Below are 16314 nucleotides of genomic sequence, written 5' to 3' on the forward strand. Positions count from 1 at the left end.
CGTCGGGCGGACGGACGCGGCGAGCGCCGGGCTCGTGCGCAGCGGCGAGCGCCGGGCCTGCGCGGGCCGGGACCCCGAAAAAGCCGGCGCGAGGGCGCGGCGCCCGTCGCAGCGGGCCGGCAACCCGGCGGGGGGCGGCGTCGGAGAAGGCGCGGAGCCGCCCGGCGCCGAGGGGCCGGCCGCCCAAGGCCGCCTGAACCTGCGGGCCGCCGTCGCGGACGCGGCGGTGCGGGAGGCCGACGAGAGCGACGAGCTCGAGGGGACGGAGGGCCTGCACCGCACGGGACGGGCCGCGGCCCGTCCCGTGCGGTGCGAGCCGCATGGCGGGCCGAGGGCGGGGCGTCCCCGGAGGCGCTCGCCGGACCGCCGCGGGCCGCGAGGGTTCCTCGGGAGGCCGAGGGCGGGGCCGCCCGCGCGGCGCGAGCCGCATGGCGGGCCGAGGGCGGGGCGTCCCCGGAGGCGATCGCCGGACCGCCGCGCCGACATGCGGCGCGCGCCTCCGCGAGCGGAAGGCGCCCGAAGGCCGGAAAGGACGGGGGCGACGCGAGGCGCATCCAATCGAGGCGAACGTGGCTCAAGGCCAGGGCGGCGCAGGAGCGCGCGGCGGAGCCCGCCGCGAAGGGCGCGGCCGCGGCCGCCCGGAAGGGCGCGGCGCGGGCGGCCGCCTCGGCGGCGGCGTCGGCGGCGGGCCCCCTCGGCGGCGTGCTCGCGGGAGCCCTCTGCTTCGTGCTGGCGGCGCTCGCGGCCTCCCAGATCGCCAGCGCCCTGTTCTGCTTCTGGTCGGACGAGGCGTCGAAGGCGTCGCTCGAGGGCCTGCCTCCCTACATCACCTACGAGATGGTGGAGGCGGCGCTCGAGTGCCAGGAGGAGTACGGCCACCCGGCGGGATGCACGCTCGCCCAGATCGTCTGCGAGAGCGGCCAAGGCGACCGCCTCTCCGCCCTCGCCGAGCGCGACAAGAACCTCTTCGGCATCAAGTGGGCGCCGTCGTTCCTCGGCTGCCCCGAGGTGGCGGGCAAGAGCTCGTGGGCGACGAGCGAGGAGTACGGCGGCGAGACGGTGGGCGTCATGGCCGACTTCACCGTGTTCAAGGGGCACCGGGAGTGCGTCGTGTTCCGCAGCCGCGTCCTGCTCGCGAACGCGCGCTATTCGGAGAACGCCCTCATCCGGGAGGCGATCGCCGCCCGCGACTCGGACAAGATGGCCGAAGGGCTCAAGGACGCGGGCTACGCCACCTCCTCGGGATACGTCGACTCCCTGAAGGCCGCCATGGACGCCTACGGCCTGCGGCGCTTCGACGGCATGAGCCTGGCCGACCTCGAGAGCGGCGCCGCCCATGGGGACGCCATCGTGGCGGCCGCGGAGAGCCAGCTCGGCGTGCCCTACGTCTGGGGAGGCTCGACGCCGGGGGTCGGCCTGGACTGTTCCGGCCTCACCCAGTACTGCTACGCGCAGGTGGGCATATCCATCCCCCGCTACTCCGAGGACCAGGCGAGCGCGGGGCGGCGCGTGCCGCTGTCGGAGGCCGAGCCGGGCGACATCCTCTGGAGGCCCGGGCACGTCGCCATCTACGCGGGCGGCGACGAGTACATCCACGAGCCCCAGACCGGGGACGTGTGCAGGCGCGCGAGCGGGATCGCGTACTTCACGTGCGCCGTCCGCTACCGATGAGACGAGGAGAGGACATGCAGAAGAAGAACAAGGTCATGCTCGCCGCGGCGATAGGCATGGTGGCCATCGTGGTGGCGAGCACGGCGGTGCGCTGCTCGGTCGCCCGCACGGCGGCCGAGGATGCCGCGCGGGAGCAGGCGAGCGAGGCCCCCGTCGAGCAGCCCGCCGAGCCGGGCGGCGCCGAAAACCCTTCAGACCCGGAAGAACGGGAAGGCGAGGCCGGCCTCGAGGAGGGAATCCTCGCAGACCTGCAGGGCAACGTCTGGCAGGCGCCGGGCGACCCGCGGAAGACCGTGGCGTTCCGCGCCGGATCGTTCGTCGAATCGGACGGCTCGTCGGCGAAGCTCGCCGCGTTCGACGTCGTCGGCGCCGGCGAGGCGGACGGGCAGCGCTACCTCGACGTGCGGATCGTGCGCGACGGCAGCCCCGCCGCCCAGGCGACGACCATCGTCCTGGAAGGGGCCGACGGCTCCCTCGAGGTCGCCTCCGACGGGTTCGCCGCCGAGGGGCGCTACGTCCAAGGCAAGGCCGCCGGAGAGCCCGTGGACGTCGCGGGCGTCCGCGAGCCCTACGCAACGCTCGTCGACGGGAAGTCCGAGGACCTCGGCAAGGCGATCACCGCATGGTGCGCCGCGCACGCCCCCTCGGCGACCCGGGCCGACTTCGACGGCGAGGTGTACCTCGACGTCGAAGTCGGCCGCGTGAGCGCCACCTTCCACCTCGACGACGCCGCGCGCACGATCGTAACGGCGGTCTACGAGGGCGGCGCGTTCAGCGTCCAGGGCTAGGGGCCGGCATGACGACCAGCTTCCGCAAGGCCCTTGCCGAGGACGGGTTCGCGATCGCCTTCTCGGCGACGACGCTCCTGTGCGCGCTCCTGTTCGCCGCGCCCGCGCCCGCGTCCGCGGACATCGCCGGCGACATCAACGCCTGGCTCTGCGGGATCCTTCGCGACACGTGCAACTGGATCTTCGCGGGCCAGACGGACATGCTGAGGTCCATCGGCGCCGACGGCGTGCTCTCCGCAGGCTTCGAGCAGATGCTCGGCAGCGCGGGCGACGTCACCATGTACGACGTCGTGCACGGCGTCTGGCAGGCGGCCATCCTTCCCATCGGATGCGGGATGCTCTCGTTCGTGTTCACCGTGCAGCTCATCAAGGTGTCGCAGAGGATGGACGGCAACGCGAGCATGCCCGGCGTGAAGGAGGTCGTGTTCATGCTCGTGTTCTTCGCCGTGTTCCTGTTCCTCGTCCAGAACAGCTTCGACCTCATGCAGGCCGTCTACGAGGTGGTCAAGCTCGCCATCGACCGCGTTGCCGGCCTGTTCGGCGGCGGCGCGCCCCTGGACCTCTCCGAGGTGTCCATCGCCACGACCGACGACGACGTGGCGGCGCTGCTCGCCATGCTGGTGGTCGCGCTCGCGAGCTGGCTCGTGGTGATCGTCGCCTACGTGGTGGCGCTCGTGGTCAGCTGGGCGCGCGCCATCCAGATCTACGTCATGGCCGCGTTCAGCCCCATCCCCTTCGCGCTCATGTCGCTCGACGAGACGCGCCAGATGGGGGTCGGCTACCTGAAGAGCTTCGCCGCCGTGTGCCTCGCGGGCGTCATCATCCTGGTGCTCCTGGTGTCGTTCCCCATCGTGCTCGGGGGCCTCGACGCGGCGAGCGCCGGCGTGCCGGTGGTGGACTCCATCGTGGGAGGGCTGTCCTATGCGCTCCAGTACCTCGCCATGTGCGTGCTCCTCATCCTCTCGCTCGTGAAGAGCGGGTCGTGGGCGCGCGAGGTCATGGGCGGGTGACGGGCGTGGGCGGCAGGGCGCGCGGCCCGTGACGGCGAACGCGCGAAACGGTTGCGCCCCCCGGAGGGCGGGCGCGGTGGAAAGCGAAGAGAAGGAGAGGCCCATGGCCGAAGAGCAGAGGAAGAACGTCTACATCTCGCTGCACGAGGCGTTCGTGAAGGAAGGCATCAAGTACACCGACAAGAGGACCGGCGAGGAGAAGTCGTTCAACGTCGCGCGCATCCCCTCGGGCACGCTCGTCGACGGGAAGGACGTGGGAGGCTACGAGTTCAGCCCCCTGTTCGTGAACCCCTCGAGGTTCAGGGGCGAGCATTGGCGCGACATACCGCTTCTGGCCGACCGCGAGGTTCGCCTGCAGAAGTCGGTGCTCGACGCGGAGGGCAAGCCCGTCCTCGGCGAGGACGGCAAGCGCCAGAAGGACACGCTCGCCGTCGCCCCCGCGCAGCTCAAGGAGGCGCTCTCCGAGGCGCGCAAGCGCTACGCGGAGGAGCACGCCAAGGACGACCGCGGCCTGACCGAGCGCGCGGAGGCGGCGAGGGACGCCGCGGGCGACATGGAGAGGGACGGCGGCGGGCGCCCTTTAGGGCGTGAGGCGCGATGAGCGGGGCGGTTGCGGGGACGGCGTCCAAGGGAACGGGCGCCGGCAAGGCCGTGCGCGTCCTCCTCGCCGCAGCGCTCGCCCTGGGGGCGATGCTGCCCGCGCTCGGGCTTCCCGGCAAGGCGGACGCCGCGCAGGGCGCGGCGCTCTCGGTCGGGGCGGACATCCTCTACGATTCCTACCACACCACCTGGTTCGAGGTGGACGGCCAGACCGCCTGGTGCGCCAACCCCTCGAAGTATACGCCCGAGGCCGGATCCTACGCTAAGCAGACGCTCTCCGCGCCGAGCGGGCGCACGGCGGAGCTCGCCGCCGACATCTGGTTCTCCTACGGCTCGCCCGGCTTCGACGCGTCGCTGTGGCCAAGCGCATGGTACGACGGCGGAGCCATGAGCGCCGACCGCTACATGGCGCTCGCGCACATCCTCATGGCGGACACCTACGCGAGCGACGGGGACTACGCGCTGTTCGGCTGCTCGGAGGGCTTCAGGGAGTGGGTGCGTTGGAACGTGATCGGCTTCGGCCGCGACGGGAGCCTCGTGAACGACGGGGCGACGGGCAGGATCGCCGCCCGGGCGGGCGAGGTCCCCTCGTCGTTCGAGCCGTTCATGCTCCGCACGGGCTCCTCCACCCAGGTGATCCTCTCGTTCACCTACAGCACCACGGTCAAGGTGGCGAAGACGGCTTCCGAGAGCTGGGCGGCCGGCGATCCCGACTATTCGTACGCGGGGGCGGTGTACGGGGTATACTCCTCCCGGGCCGACGCGGAAGCCGACCGAGGCCGGGTGGCCGAGATCGTCACCGACGCGGCCGGCGCGGGAGAGTCCGGCAGCCTCGGGGCCACGCGCGAGACGTTCTATGCGAAGGAGGTGAGGCCTTCCCCGGGCTACGCGCTCGACCCGAACGTCTACGAGGCGTCGCCGGCCAACGGCTACGCCTTCTCCTCGACGGAGCCGCCCGTCACGGCGAAGCTCGTCCTTGTGAAGTTCGACGAGGAGACGGGCAAGGGGCAGGCCCAAGGCGACGCCACGCTCGACGGCGCGCTGTACCAGGCGAGCTACGAGCGCGGAGGCGCCACGGAAACCGTGCAAGGGCGCACGCAGGGCGCGACCGTCGTGTTCGAGGGCATCCCCCTGGGCGACGTCGAGGTTCGCGAGCTCGATGCCTCCGGCGGCTACCTGCTCGACCGCGAACCCCACCGCCTGCGCGTGACGGCGGACATGGCCGAGGGCGGCGAGGCCGTCGTCGAGATCGCTCCTGCGGGCGAGTTCGGCGAGGCCGTGCAGCGCGGCGGCCTCATGGTGGGCAAGGGCGACGCGGAGCGCTACGACCACGAGGACGGGACCTATTGGAACTACGCCCAGGGCGACGCCACCTTCGAGGGGGCGGAGTTCACGGTGTACAACCGATCCGCCGCGGCCGTCTGGCACGACGCGAACGGCGACGGCGCGTTCCAGGAATCCGAGGCGTTCGAGCCCGGCGAGGCCGTCATGACCGTGGCGACCGAGTACGACGCCTCCCTCGACGCCTGGACGGCGACGACGGGCGTGCGGGCGCTTCCCTTCGGCACCTACGAGGTCGTGGAGACGAAGGCGCCCGAGGGCTACACGGGCGAGGGCATCGTGAGCCATGTGGTCGAGATCCGCGAGGACGGCCAGTTCGACCAGCTCGTGTACGGCGACGGCATGCTCAACGAGGTGGCGCGCGGCGGCGTTCAGGTGCAGAAGGACGACCTCGAGCTTTCCGCGAGCGAGGCGCTGGGGGGCGCCGGGCATTCGAGCATCGGCGACGAGGGCTGCCTCGGCAGCTCGCTCGCGGGCATCGGGTTCACCGTCGTCAACGCCTCCGAGCACGGCGTCATGGTGGGCGGCACGTACTTCCCCACGGGAAGCGTCGTCGCCGAGATCGAGACAGCTTGGAACCCGGAAGCGCGGGCCTACACCGCCCAGACGGCCTCCGACACGCTGCCTTTCGGCACCTACACCATCGCGGAGACGTCCACCAACGACAGCTACCTGCTCACCGACGGCGAGCCCCGCACCTTCGTGGTGCGGGAGGGCGGCAGGGTGGTCAAGGCCGACCGCGAGGGCGGCGCGCTCCTGTGGCGAGACCAGGTTGTGCGCCACGACATGCACCTGCAGAAGAAGGGGTCTATCGGTGGCGGGAAGCTCGCGTTCGTGCCCTTCCTCATCACCAACTCCACCACGGGAGAAGCTCATGTTGCCGTGACCGACCGCAACGGCATGCTCAGCACCTCAAGCGACTGGCGCAGCCGCGAGGGCGTGGTCAACGCCAACGATGAGCTTCTGGGCGAAGACTACATCGACACTGCGGACATCGTGGAGGAGTCGGGGATCTGGTTCGGGCTGGGCGAGGACGGCACCATGGCCGAGCCCGACGACCGGCTGGGCGCGCTCCCCTACGGGGAGTACGCGATCGAGGAGATGCGCTGCGAGGCCAACGAGGGCTACGAGCTGTGGTCGGACACCTTCAACGTGAGCCGCGACACGACCGCCACGGGCCTCGACATCGACCTGGGCACCGTGGACGACCAGCCCCTGCCGAAGCTGGCGACCGAGGCCGCCGACAAGGCGGACGGCGACCATGTGCTCGCGCCCGAGGGCGCCGTCAATGTGGTGGACAAGGTTGCCTACGCGAATCTCGTGCCCGGCAAGGCCTACACCGTGCGCGGCACGCTCATGGACAAGGCGACGGGCGAGCCCCTGGAGTCGGGCGGCGAGCCCGTGACGTCCGAGAGGGAGTTCTCGCCCATCGCGCCTTCCGGCACGGTGGAGGTGGAGTTCGCCTTCGACGCGTCGGCTCTGGCAGGGCGCGAGATCGTGGCGTTCGAGAGCCTCGTGCTCGAGGGCGTCGAGGTCGCGGCGCACGCCGACATCTACGACGAGGGGCAGACCGTGAGGGTGGAGGAGGCGCCCGAGATCGGCACCGTCGCCACCGATGCCGCCGACGGCGACCACGAGGCCTCGGCCGACTCGACCGTGCGCATCGAGGACCAGGTGATATACCGCGGCATCGTCCCCGGCGAAAGCTACACCGCCAAGGGCGTCCTCATGGACGCCGCGACGGGCGAGCCCGTCCTCGTGAACGGAGAGCGCGTCGAAGGCGAGGCGGAGTTCGTGCCGCAAGAGCCTTCCGGGCACGTCACGGTCGCCTTCGAGTTCGACGGCAGCGCCCTTCGGGGGCACGACGTCGTGGCGTTCGAGGCCCTGTACCGGGACGGCGAGAAGGTGTGCGAGCACGCCGACATATCCGACAAGGGGCAGACGGTTCGCCTGGGCGAGCCGGAGCCCGAGATAGGGACCACGGCCGCCGACGCCGACGACGGCGACCACGAGGCCGCGGCGGACGAGGAGGTGGCCATCGTCGACGAGGTGCGCTACGAGAACCTGGAGCCGGGCCGCGAGTACGTTCTCACTGGCATCCTCGTCGACAAGGCCGAGGCGAAGCCCCTGGAGAAGGACGGCAAGATCCTCGAGTCCGTCGTGAGGTTCGTCCCCGAGGAGCCGGACGGCTCTGTCGAGGTGAAGTTCTCCTTCGACGGCTCCCTGCTGGCGGGGCGCACGGTCGTGGCCTTCGAGAGCCTGTCGCTGGACGGCGAGGAGGTGGCGGTCCATGCGGACATCGACGACATGGGCCAGAGCGTGCTCCTCGTCGAACCGCCCCGCGAGGAGCCTCCCGCCGAGAACCCGCCGAGCCCCGGCATGCCCCAGACCGGGGACACGGCGACGTGGATCCCGCTCGCGTGCCTCGCCGGGGCGGCCGCCTGCGCCGTCGCGGTCGGCGCGCTGGGGTGTCGCAGGCAGCGGAAGGACGAGAAGGACGGTGCTCCCGTCGAAGAGGGAGAGGAGGTATAGCATGGGCCTCGTCCTGTTCGCCGCAGGGTTCGCCATGGGAGCCTGCGCCCTCACCGGCTACGCCTGCGTGAAGGTCGGAGCGGATGCCGAGCGGGCTTTGGGCTAGCGGCGCGCTATCAAACGCCCGCTCTCCACCGGTAGCTCCCTCGCGCGATGCAAGGGAGCTACCCCCTTCTCTTGCCCTTCGTGGCGGCCGCTATCCCCTCTACCATGTCCTTCGTCACGAAGCTGCACGGATCCAGCCTGAGGGCGACGCAGAGCTTCAGGAATTCGTCCACCCGCATCTCGCGCTGGCCGTTCAGCACGTACCACAGGCGCTTGCGGTCCGAGCCGATGCGCCTCGCGAGCTCGGCGACGCTCATGCCTCGCTCAAGACGCACTTCGCTCATCGATTTGGCAGCGTTCATCATAAGAGACCCAGCCTCTGACATCCGCAGAGCCTTCATGGGTGTCGGTTAAGGAGGTGTTATGGGGCGCACTTTCCAATCCGGCGGCGCCGAAGTATACGAAGCCGCCGTCCGGCGCTCACTCCTCGATTCCCCTTTTGCGACGGAAAACGACAAGCGCGGCGAGAAAGAGCGCGGCGCACCAGACTATGGTTGCAGTCGCCCCTCCCGCAGTAGCGATCAAGGAAGCATCGTAGTAGGTCGCAGGATCGAGGAACGCCATGGCAACACGATATGCGAAGCTGCCAGGAAGAAGGAACCCCCATTCAGACCCGATGAAGAAGCACGATACGAAGCCGTACATGACACCCGCCGCGCTTACCCCCACCGAGCTGCGCGATACGATTGCGACCAGGAATCCAGCGCACGTGCACACCATGATAATGGAGAGCGCTTCCGCCATGAAGCCAGGGGCGAAAGAGCACCAAACAGCAAGCCCCTCTTGAAGACCGTGCGGCGATGCAAAAGCACAGAGCGCGCCGAGGAGCACCAGCTCGATCACCGCCATCGCAAAAGAAATCGTTGCGCAGATTGCCATTTTCGACAAGAGAAGCCGGCTCTTCGGTATTCCGTAGCTGATCCAGCTCAGATAGGTTTTATCCCGCCACTCGCGGCAAAGCAGCGATCCTGCAAGTATGAATACGGCCATGGGGTAAAACATGGCAAACTGGTTGTTGACGAAGAAGAGCACGTCGGCCGCATCGCTTTTCCCGCCGATGACGGCACCCGCCGTGCCCGTCAACACGGGCAGGAGCGCCAGAACGAGCAGGAATGCCATGGACCGGTCTTTCTTGAGCTTTGCGAACTCGTTGCGTATGAGGCGCATCATCGTACTCCCTTCTCCGCAGTATCGCTGAACACATGCTCGTAAAGAGACTCCAGCGCAGATGCGTCCTTGAGGTCCGGGGATACGGCGGCAATCTTGCCTTCTCGCACGAACACAAGCTCGTCAGCTACAGCTGCCACTTCGTGCAAGTTATGACTGGACACAAGGATGCATCTGCCTGGTTGGCGCAACCGCCCTTGAAGAAGACCCCTCACCTCTTTAATTCCCATGGGGTCAAGCCCGTTGGTTGGCTCGTCGAGCAGAAGGTAACGCGGAGAGCCGAGACACGCCCGCGCAATCCCCAGTCGCTGGCGCATCCCCAGGGACATCTTCTTGACTTGGAGGTCGCGAGCTTGGGATAAGCCAACTTCGGCAAGGGCATCTTCGATGCCGGAGTTGCCGATGCCTCTGTATCGAGCATGGACAACCATGTTCTCATGCGCGGTCAATCGGGGGTAGAACGCTGGGTACTCGATAAGACTGCCGAACTCGTTTGGATGAGCCGGCCGGCCGTTGGAGAGCACCTCTCCGCTGTTGTCGGCCAACCCGATCATCGTCTTGAGCATGGTTGTCTTGCCGGCACCGTTAGGGCCGAGAATCCCGTATACATTGCCATCTTCAAAATCGAACGTCATGTTAGAAAGAAGCCTCTTGCCTTTTACGGCAAGGCTCACGTTTCGCAATGAGAGCATAATGAGCTCCTGTCTTCGCATTGCCGCATCAAGCTCCCTTAAAACGCACGGGGCTAGAGGCGCAGCAATGCGCATCGTTGTATTCGTTGTTTGAGGGAATGAGCTTCCGCCCGACTCGGGTGGATTGCGGCCTAGCTTGCGAAGAAGATGCCGTAGACCGTTATACCAGCCAAAAACACCAGTACAGCTGCGCCGAGGCCGAGAAGCAGTCGGATGTACTTCCGCATGGTTGCTTTGCCTCCTTCCACGTCGGAGTAGATAGACGAAATTTGCTTCTCCGACTCGTTGAGGGAGCGCACGTCGCGCACGTCAAGGCCGCGCACCAGCTCGTCGAGGGTCACCTCGAAGTAGTCCGCAAGCAGCACGAGGCGCTGGAAATCAGGATAGGATTGGCCGGACTCCCACTTCGAGACAGTCTGGCGCGACACGCCCAACTCGTATCCGAGCTCTTCCTGGGAAAGCCCCTTTTGCTTCCTCAGAGATATAAGCCTCTCATCGAACTTCATACGTAGGTCCTTTCTTTCGATGTCAGTATGAACGCTCTTCGATTTAAGGGGAAGGGGGCCGTTTCATCTACCAATCATGGTTGGAAATCCGTCAACTTGGGCTGACATCGAGGGGTTTTCGCCAATCGATGACTCCCGTTTTCGAGATCACCGGCCTTTCCGAACATGCGACGAGTCGCTGTCTGCCTCCGTCCGAGCAATAGCCAAGCGAGCCACGAAGGACGCTCTGCGCCACTTCCATAATTCGCTGCTGGTCATTTCTTCAGCGTAAGATTCTCGGATTCATCCCTAAAGCTCTGCAGGTCGCCAGAACTCATCCGTTTGCGTCGGGCATACTGTGAGCCAATGCGCCTGCGTTTTTCGGCAAACTGCGTTGAGACCAGCAGCGCCCTCGCGCGATGCGAGGGCGCTACCCCTTTCTCTTGCCCTTCGTGGCGGCCGCTATCCCCTCGACCATGTCCTTCGTCACGAAGCTGCACGGATCCAGCCTGAGGGCGACGCAGAGCTTCAGGAACTCGTCCACCCGCATCTCGCGCTGGCCGTTCAGAACGTACCACAGGCGCTTGCGATCCGAGCCGATGCGCCTCGCGAGCTCGGCCGTGCTGATGCCGCGCTCCTGCACCGCGTTTCTCAGAATCGATGCTATGTCACCGGAATTGCGCAAGAATACGTCTTCGGACACCCTTCTTTCGCCGCCAGGCAAATCGTGCCGAACCGCGGGAATCGGACCGCGGCCGCCGTGATTCCCGCATTTCCATCTGAAGCGCTTCGCGCATGACGAGCAGTCGGACAGCCCGTCTTTGCCGCCTCGTCGCGCGGGAGCCCGGTCGCGAGGGCTCCCGAAAACGTCGGGTGCGCTCGCAAGCTTCTTGACGGACCGCCTCGTCCGGGCGACGCTCACTGCCGGCTTCCTTCCCCGAACCCAGCCGCAGGAACCGTCCAGTGCGGCGCGAAGCGCGCCACCCAGTGGCCGAACGCGCGGAACACGACCATCTGCATGCAGGCGGAGAGGAGCATGACCGCGTAGGCGATCAGGGCGCCGATCAGGAAGAACGCCCCCACCCCGAGGAGGACGGCGGGGGCGGCCATCTCCGACCCCGCGCCCGCGAAGCCCGCCGCCGCGAACATCGGCATGAGCGCCAGGAGCGCGATCGGCACGGCCAGCACCGAGACCGCGGCCGACGAGATCAGCGACGGCGCCCACCAGGCGAGCATGGCTTGCCCCATGCCCGCCCGGAAGCGCGCCCATATCTCCGAGAAGTCGAACGCGGCCCCGAAGCGGCCGGTCAGGCCGATGCGCAGGAAGGCGGCGTACAGGAGCGGGTACAGCACCACCATGGCCGCGAGGGCCAGCAGGCCGAGGATCGGCACGAGGGCGACCAGCCCCACGACCGCGCCCGCGATGAAGCACATCGCGAGGACGTAGAAGCCGAGCGCGAACGAGCCGTCCCTGAACGTCCCCTGAGGGAGCGCCTCGCGCCGTCCGCGCGCCGCGTCGCATCCCCACAGGAGCAGGTACCCGACGGCGAAGAAGTTCAGCACCGGCACCATCATGACGAGCGCGAGCAGCGCCGCCTTGCCGAACCAGCCTTTCGAAGCGCGCACGTCGGCCCATGCCATCGACAGGACGCTCGGGACCGGCGGCTGGGCCGGCCGAGGGGCCGGCGGAGGGCAGGGAGCCTGTCCGGCGTATCCCGGAGGGGGAGGCGGCGGGCAGCCCCGAGGCCCTCCGCCGACGTTCGGGTCGTTCTCGTTCTCAGTCATCTCTCGTCCTTTCCTCGGCGCCCGTCGGCGCCCTCGATTCTGTTCCGGTCCAGCGCCTCGGCCAAGGCTCGCCTCGCGGACTCGCAGTCGCCGCGCGCGACGTAGCCCGGGCACAGGTAGGCGCCCGCCTCGTTCCATTCGTCGATCCCGAAGGCCTCGGCGTCGTCGATCCTCCTGATCGCGCTGGCGCAGAGGCCGGGAGCGGCCCGCAGGCTCGAGACGAACGTCGGCGAGGTCCTCAGCACCAGGTAGTCGAGCAGCCCTATCTCCACGGCGCTATCCCTCCCCTCCAGCTTCCCGGTCGAGCCCGGCGCGGACCTCCTGGCCGAGCGGGGTGGGGACGACGCCCCACGGCGCCCTGACGAACAGGTCCCCGCCGAGCTCTCCCTCGAGGTCGCGAACGCGCCGGAGGGCCCCCTGGTACGGGATGCCGAGGCATCTCGCCGCGGCGGCGATGGATCCCTTCTCGTATGCGGCCGCGAACACGGCCATGCGCTTGTCGCGCATCTCCCCCTCCTCCCCGAGGGCCCGCCGGCTTACGCGGCCAGCTCCTGCTCCTCGTCGATGATGCCCTCCAGCTCGCTGGAGAGCGCCTCGGTGTTGGCCAAGAGCTCGTCTATCGTGTAGGCCCCTTCGAAGACGGCCTGCTTGGCGTAGTGGTACTGGTCGTAGACGACGATCTCGACGTCCGACTCCGCGTCCCCGAGCTCCCAGCCGACGAACACCGGCACGGTCTCGCCGGGCGCGATGGACTCGTAGTTGAACACGTCCGCGCCCCTCAGGTAGGCGGAGTAGAGCTCCCGGCCGCCCTGGGACGCGGTCGCGCCGAGGGCGTCGGAGAACGAGACCGTCTCGTCCGACTCGTTCGTGAAATCCCCCACGAGGACGACCACCGGGGCCTCCGAGTACTCGTCGAGGCCCACGACCGCCGTGTCCACCTCGAACACGTACTTGGACGAGACGTCCGCCCCGCCGGCGATGATCACGTCGTCGGGGTCCGCGGCCGAGCCGCCTGCAGATCCGCCAGACGGACCCGCTTCGGGGCCTCCCCCGGTCGAAGGCCCCTGCGTCGCGGCCGGGGGCTCCGCCAGCGGGTCGGGACCCTCGTGGATCCCCGCGACCGAGACCGCCCACGCGCCCATGGCGATCGCCGCCGCCCAGACCAAGGTCCACAAGGCGCCCAAGCCGATGCCGACGAAGCCGCACACCCGGCCCGCCTTGGCGCGCCCGGCCCTCGGATCGACCCCGCCGTCCTCGCCGAGCAGCTTCCGGTACGACCCCGCGACCAGGACGGCGGCTGCGCCCAGGGCGATGCCGAGCAGGGGGGCGGCGCACAGCACGATGGCCGCAATGCCCAGGGCGAGCGCGGCGGTCGCCTTCCCCGCGCCCGGCAGGGGCGCGGGCGGGGCGGCGGGAAAGGGCGGAGGAGCCGTCGCAGGCTGCCCGACAGGTGGCGGCGGGGCCGTCCCCCGTCGGGCTTCGGATTCTGCGAGGGGCCCGGGAACCCAGCCTTCCTCCTGGGCGCCACCGACCGAGGCCGGGACGTCGCCGCCGCCCGCCGTCGTCTCTCTGTCTTCCATGATTCGCTCCGATCCGCCGCTTCGCAGCGGCATTGCCATGAGGCCCTCCCCGCGTCTCGCCTCGGGAGGGATTCGTCACTCGTCGTCCGCTGCGCCTCCCGGCCCCCGCCGGCCGAGCGCCGAGGACGCCGCGAGCGCGGCCGCGGCCGCTGCGACCGCGGACAGGGCCGTCGGAAGGGCCGGGGAGTCGCCCGTGGCGGCGAGCCGCTTGCCCGTCCCTCCCGCAACCGCCTTTACGCTATCCGGCCCGCCGTCCGGTCCCGAGGGCGCGCCGGCGGCCGGGACGTCGTCGCCCGCAGGCGCCTCCGTCCATTGCGCGACGAGCTCGAGCGACGCGACGGAGTCGTTCCCCGCGAGCGATTCGACCGAGTCGTCGGGCGCCACCGGCCTGCCCTGCCAGGCCCAGCCCGCGAAGGCGAAGCCCTCCCTCGTCGGATCGGCGCCCGAAACGGGCAGGATCCCCTTGTCGGAGAACCCGACGACCCGGCCGGCCGCGGTCGCGGCGCCGTCCAGGGCACCGCCGGCCAGGTCGTAGGACACCGCGTACTCCCTCGCCTCCCATACGGCTTCGAAGTCCAGGTCGGCCCGCTCCATCCACAGCGTCGGCTCGTACCACGCGGGCGGGCCGGAGGCGGGGCCGTCCATGTCGCGCCAGCCGACCAGCAGGTGACCCGGCCGGGAGACGGCGGGCGGCTCGCCGCGCTCGTCCAGGTAGTGCCGCTCGTACACGGCGACGACCTCGCTGCCCGAGCCCCTGTCGGCGTGGAACGAGATCGTGTAGACGGGCGCCGGGGCGTACTCGTAGCGGAAGGCGAGCGGGAACGCCACCGGCTCGCCCAGCCTCATCTTGAGGTTGAAGGCGTCTCCTCCGATCTCGGTCTGCCGGAAATGCAGGGCGGTCGCCCCGAGATCGAAGTCCCATGCCAGCAGGGAGGGCTTGCCCTCATCCTCGTCGTAGCGCGCGACCTCGGCGAAGCCCCCGGCGCCGTCGGAGACGGTCACGCGCAGAAACGCGCAGTCCCGATGCGCGGGCACGCCCGACACGCTCAGCCAGGAGGGCTCCGCCGTCGAGCCGACCGTCACCGAGGCGCGCGGCGGGTCGTCCCTCGTCGCCTGCGGTATGTTCGACGACGTCGGTTGGTCCGGGTGCGTGATCCTCACGCACCCGTTCTCGGCCTCCACGCTCGCCGTCCCGGACGGATCGGCCCACGCCGCGCCCCGGGGCGCCAGCGCTCCCGCGCAGGCCGAGGCCAGCGCGGCCGCCCCCAGGGCCGCGAACGACCTCCTGCTCATGCTCGCATCCTTCTGCATCGATCTTCCTCTCTCCCGCGGAACGCCTCGTCGCCCGGACCGCTACATCCCGAACATCTGCATGAGCGCGGCCTCGAATCCCGCGCCCGGCTCCCACGTGCTCCCGTTCAGCGCGTAGGGCAGGGTTATGGTCGTCGTCTCCAAGGGCGCCTCGGCCATCGCCTCCATGAGCAGCTTGCCCACCGTCGACTCGTCGGCCCCTTCGGCAGGCGCGCTCTCCGCATAGTCCTCGACCTTGGCGTTGAACGCCTCGCCGACGGCCGCGAGCGACTTGCACGTGGTCTCGACCTCGACGGTCGCGGCGGAGCCGGACACCTGCACCTCTCCCACTTGGTAGTCGAAGCCCTCGAGCAGCGCCCGGGCGAGCCCCTCGCCGTCGACGCCGTACTGCTCGAGGCCGGCCGAGCCCGCGGCCATGCCCTCCATGACGTCGTCCCACGCCCCGCCCTCCATGGCCTTGATCTCGGAGAGCTCGGACTCCACGCCGCTGCGGATCAGCTCCTCCGGCGGCTGGCCGCAGCCGGAAAGCCCGGCCCCCAAGGCGACCGCCGTCGCGAGAGCCAGGGCGGCGAGAGCCGCCCTGCCCAGGATCGTTCCGTTGGTTGGGTTCTCATTCTTCACGTCTTCCATTTCCTCGCCTTTCTCGATCGTCTCAACTTGTTCGTTCGTTCCGCCCGCCGGGCGCCGCCAGGACGCGCGACAGCTCCTCCCCGTACCCTTGCGCCGGCTCCCACGAGCCGCCCTCCAGCTCGAAGGGGAGCTCCGCGGCCACCGTCTCCAGGGGGGCCTCCCTCACCGCCTCCAGGATCAGCTCGCCCGTGCGCTCGGCGGCCTCCTCGGGCGTGTCCGAGAGGAAGGCGCCGCTCCCCCGGTACTCGGCGAACGCGGCGGCGAAGGAGAGGAGGGCGCCGTCCGTCGACTTGCGGGTCACGTCGACGCGGACCGTCGCCCTCGCGCCGTCCACGTCCGCCCCGCGGACCTCGAAGGACAGGCCCGCGAGCAGCTCCCGGCAGAACTCGGCCGCGTCCACCCCGTAGCGCTCCGTGCCCGCCCGTGCGGAGAGCGCCGCCGCGGCGGCGTCGAAGGCCGGGCCGTCGAGCCTCGCGGCCTCCTCGAGCTCGGCCGCCGCGCGCTGCTCGACCGTGCGCTCGGAGGCGCCGGCCGGCGCGCAGCCGGCGAGGCAGGCGAGCGCGATCGCGCATGCGAGGAGGGCGCCGGCCGCGCGGCGGCATGCGGGGCGGGCCATC

The 16314-nt window shown here is 69.5% G+C and carries 17 protein-coding genes; 5 read left to right on the forward strand and 12 right to left on the reverse strand.

Going from position 1 to position 16314, the window contains the following annotated elements:
* The first annotated feature begins 309 nt into the window (after nucleotides 1-309).
* From C1A15_RS02005 to C1A15_RS02025, 5 genes are all read left to right on the forward strand, one after another.
* Complete coding sequence (locus C1A15_RS02005) at nucleotides 310-1671, forward strand: C40 family peptidase (RefSeq protein WP_180952965.1); 1362 nt, start codon at nucleotides 310-312, stop codon at nucleotides 1669-1671.
* Between the two features lie 14 nt (nucleotides 1672-1685).
* Complete coding sequence (locus C1A15_RS02010; protein ID WP_101721026.1) at nucleotides 1686-2459, forward strand: hypothetical protein; 774 nt, start codon at nucleotides 1686-1688, stop codon at nucleotides 2457-2459.
* Between the two features lie 8 nt (nucleotides 2460-2467).
* Nucleotides 2468-3469: a VirB6/TrbL-like conjugal transfer protein, CD1112 family gene (locus C1A15_RS02015; protein ID WP_101721027.1), complete on the forward strand. Its 1002-nt coding sequence runs from the start codon at nucleotides 2468-2470 to the stop codon at nucleotides 3467-3469.
* Nucleotides 3470-3572: 103 nt separating this feature from the next.
* Entirely contained in the window at nucleotides 3573-4070 is a 498-nt protein-coding gene (locus C1A15_RS02020) for a DNA gyrase (RefSeq protein ID WP_101721028.1), read from the forward strand.
* Entirely contained in the window at nucleotides 4067-7942 is a 3876-nt protein-coding gene (locus C1A15_RS02025) for a VaFE repeat-containing surface-anchored protein (protein WP_101721029.1), read from the forward strand. The genes C1A15_RS02020 and C1A15_RS02025 overlap by 4 nt, the downstream gene beginning before the upstream one ends.
* Nucleotides 7943-8106: 164 nt before the next feature.
* Here the strand turns inward: C1A15_RS02025 and C1A15_RS02030 are convergent, their stop codons facing one another.
* The 12 genes from C1A15_RS02030 to C1A15_RS02085 all read right to left on the reverse strand — a co-directional run bounded on the left by C1A15_RS02030 (nucleotide 8107) and on the right by C1A15_RS02085 (nucleotide 16313).
* The gene (locus C1A15_RS02030) at nucleotides 8107-8352 is read right to left on the reverse strand and encodes a helix-turn-helix domain-containing protein (RefSeq protein ID WP_101721030.1); all 246 of its coding nucleotides are present in this window, start codon (nucleotides 8350-8352) and stop codon (nucleotides 8107-8109) included.
* Between the two features lie 115 nt (nucleotides 8353-8467).
* Nucleotides 8468-9217 (reverse strand): ABC transporter permease, encoded by a 750-nt coding sequence (locus tag C1A15_RS02035; protein ID WP_101721031.1) that lies wholly within the window; start codon nucleotides 9215-9217, stop codon nucleotides 8468-8470.
* Nucleotides 9214-9906 (reverse strand): ATP-binding cassette domain-containing protein, encoded by a 693-nt coding sequence (locus tag C1A15_RS02040; protein ID WP_101723653.1) that lies wholly within the window; start codon nucleotides 9904-9906, stop codon nucleotides 9214-9216. The genes C1A15_RS02035 and C1A15_RS02040 overlap by 4 nt, the downstream gene beginning before the upstream one ends.
* Before the next feature lie 131 nt (nucleotides 9907-10037).
* Nucleotides 10038-10412 carry a helix-turn-helix domain-containing protein gene (locus tag C1A15_RS02045; RefSeq protein WP_101721032.1) on the reverse strand — a complete coding sequence of 125 codons (375 nt, stop codon included), beginning with the start codon at nucleotides 10410-10412 and terminating at the stop codon, nucleotides 10038-10040.
* A 409-nt stretch (nucleotides 10413-10821) separates the two neighbouring features.
* Nucleotides 10822-11094 (reverse strand): helix-turn-helix domain-containing protein, encoded by a 273-nt coding sequence (locus C1A15_RS17170; RefSeq protein WP_245864876.1) that lies wholly within the window; start codon nucleotides 11092-11094, stop codon nucleotides 10822-10824.
* 215 nt (nucleotides 11095-11309) lie between these two features.
* Nucleotides 11310-12032 (reverse strand): DUF4013 domain-containing protein, encoded by a 723-nt coding sequence (locus C1A15_RS17175; protein ID WP_101721034.1) that lies wholly within the window; start codon nucleotides 12030-12032, stop codon nucleotides 11310-11312.
* Nucleotides 12033-12172: 140 nt separating this feature from the next.
* Nucleotides 12173-12448 carry a hypothetical protein gene (locus tag C1A15_RS02060; protein WP_101721035.1) on the reverse strand — a complete coding sequence of 92 codons (276 nt, stop codon included), beginning with the start codon at nucleotides 12446-12448 and terminating at the stop codon, nucleotides 12173-12175.
* Between the two features lie 4 nt (nucleotides 12449-12452).
* Nucleotides 12453-12683 carry a helix-turn-helix domain-containing protein gene (locus tag C1A15_RS02065; protein ID WP_101721036.1) on the reverse strand — a complete coding sequence of 77 codons (231 nt, stop codon included), beginning with the start codon at nucleotides 12681-12683 and terminating at the stop codon, nucleotides 12453-12455.
* A 29-nt stretch (nucleotides 12684-12712) separates the two neighbouring features.
* Nucleotides 12713-13756 (reverse strand): DUF5067 domain-containing protein, encoded by a 1044-nt coding sequence (locus C1A15_RS02070; protein ID WP_146001790.1) that lies wholly within the window; start codon nucleotides 13754-13756, stop codon nucleotides 12713-12715.
* A 75-nt stretch (nucleotides 13757-13831) separates the two neighbouring features.
* The gene (locus C1A15_RS02075) at nucleotides 13832-15049 is read right to left on the reverse strand and encodes an InlB B-repeat-containing protein (RefSeq protein WP_180952967.1); all 1218 of its coding nucleotides are present in this window, start codon (nucleotides 15047-15049) and stop codon (nucleotides 13832-13834) included.
* Between the two features lie 60 nt (nucleotides 15050-15109).
* Complete coding sequence (locus tag C1A15_RS02080) at nucleotides 15110-15697, reverse strand: hypothetical protein (protein WP_101721039.1); 588 nt, start codon at nucleotides 15695-15697, stop codon at nucleotides 15110-15112.
* Between the two features lie 22 nt (nucleotides 15698-15719).
* On the reverse strand, nucleotides 15720-16313 hold the full coding sequence (locus tag C1A15_RS02085; protein WP_101721040.1) for a hypothetical protein: 594 nt from the start codon (nucleotides 16311-16313) through the stop codon (nucleotides 15720-15722).
* Nucleotide 16314 lies beyond the last annotated feature (1 nt).

Origin of the sequence: Eggerthella timonensis, assembly GCF_900184265.1 — a bacterium.
Classification (GTDB): Bacteria; Actinomycetota; Coriobacteriia; order Coriobacteriales; family Eggerthellaceae; genus Eggerthella; species Eggerthella timonensis.

Bases quoted from the DNA above. Each gene is read 5' to 3' on its own strand.
- C1A15_RS02075 (WP_180952967.1), bottom strand. From the start codon at position 15,049: ATGAGCAGGAGGTCGTTCGCGGCCCTGGGGGCGGCCGCGCTGGCCTCG.
- C1A15_RS02065 (WP_101721036.1), bottom strand. From the start codon at position 12,683: ATGCGCGACAAGCGCATGGCCGTGTTCGCGGCCGCATACGAGAAGGGA.
- C1A15_RS02020 (WP_101721028.1), top strand. From the start codon at position 3,573: ATGGCCGAAGAGCAGAGGAAGAACGTCTACATCTCGCTGCACGAGGCG.
- C1A15_RS02025 (WP_101721029.1), top strand. From the start codon at position 4,067: ATGAGCGGGGCGGTTGCGGGGACGGCGTCCAAGGGAACGGGCGCCGGC.
- C1A15_RS02085 (WP_101721040.1), bottom strand. From the start codon at position 16,313: ATGGCCCGCCCCGCATGCCGCCGCGCGGCCGGCGCCCTCCTCGCATGC.
- C1A15_RS02040 (WP_101723653.1), bottom strand. From the start codon at position 9,906: ATGCTCTCATTGCGAAACGTGAGCCTTGCCGTAAAAGGCAAGAGGCTT.
- C1A15_RS02070 (WP_146001790.1), bottom strand. From the start codon at position 13,756: ATGGAAGACAGAGAGACGACGGCGGGCGGCGGCGACGTCCCGGCCTCG.
- C1A15_RS02045 (WP_101721032.1), bottom strand. From the start codon at position 10,412: ATGAAGTTCGATGAGAGGCTTATATCTCTGAGGAAGCAAAAGGGGCTT.
- C1A15_RS02080 (WP_101721039.1), bottom strand. From the start codon at position 15,697: ATGGAAGACGTGAAGAATGAGAACCCAACCAACGGAACGATCCTGGGC.
- C1A15_RS02010 (WP_101721026.1), top strand. From the start codon at position 1,686: ATGCAGAAGAAGAACAAGGTCATGCTCGCCGCGGCGATAGGCATGGTG.
- C1A15_RS02035 (WP_101721031.1), bottom strand. From the start codon at position 9,217: ATGATGCGCCTCATACGCAACGAGTTCGCAAAGCTCAAGAAAGACCGG.
- C1A15_RS17175 (WP_101721034.1), bottom strand. From the start codon at position 12,032: ATGGCATGGGCCGACGTGCGCGCTTCGAAAGGCTGGTTCGGCAAGGCG.
- C1A15_RS02015 (WP_101721027.1), top strand. From the start codon at position 2,468: ATGACGACCAGCTTCCGCAAGGCCCTTGCCGAGGACGGGTTCGCGATC.
- C1A15_RS02030 (WP_101721030.1), bottom strand. From the start codon at position 8,352: ATGATGAACGCTGCCAAATCGATGAGCGAAGTGCGTCTTGAGCGAGGC.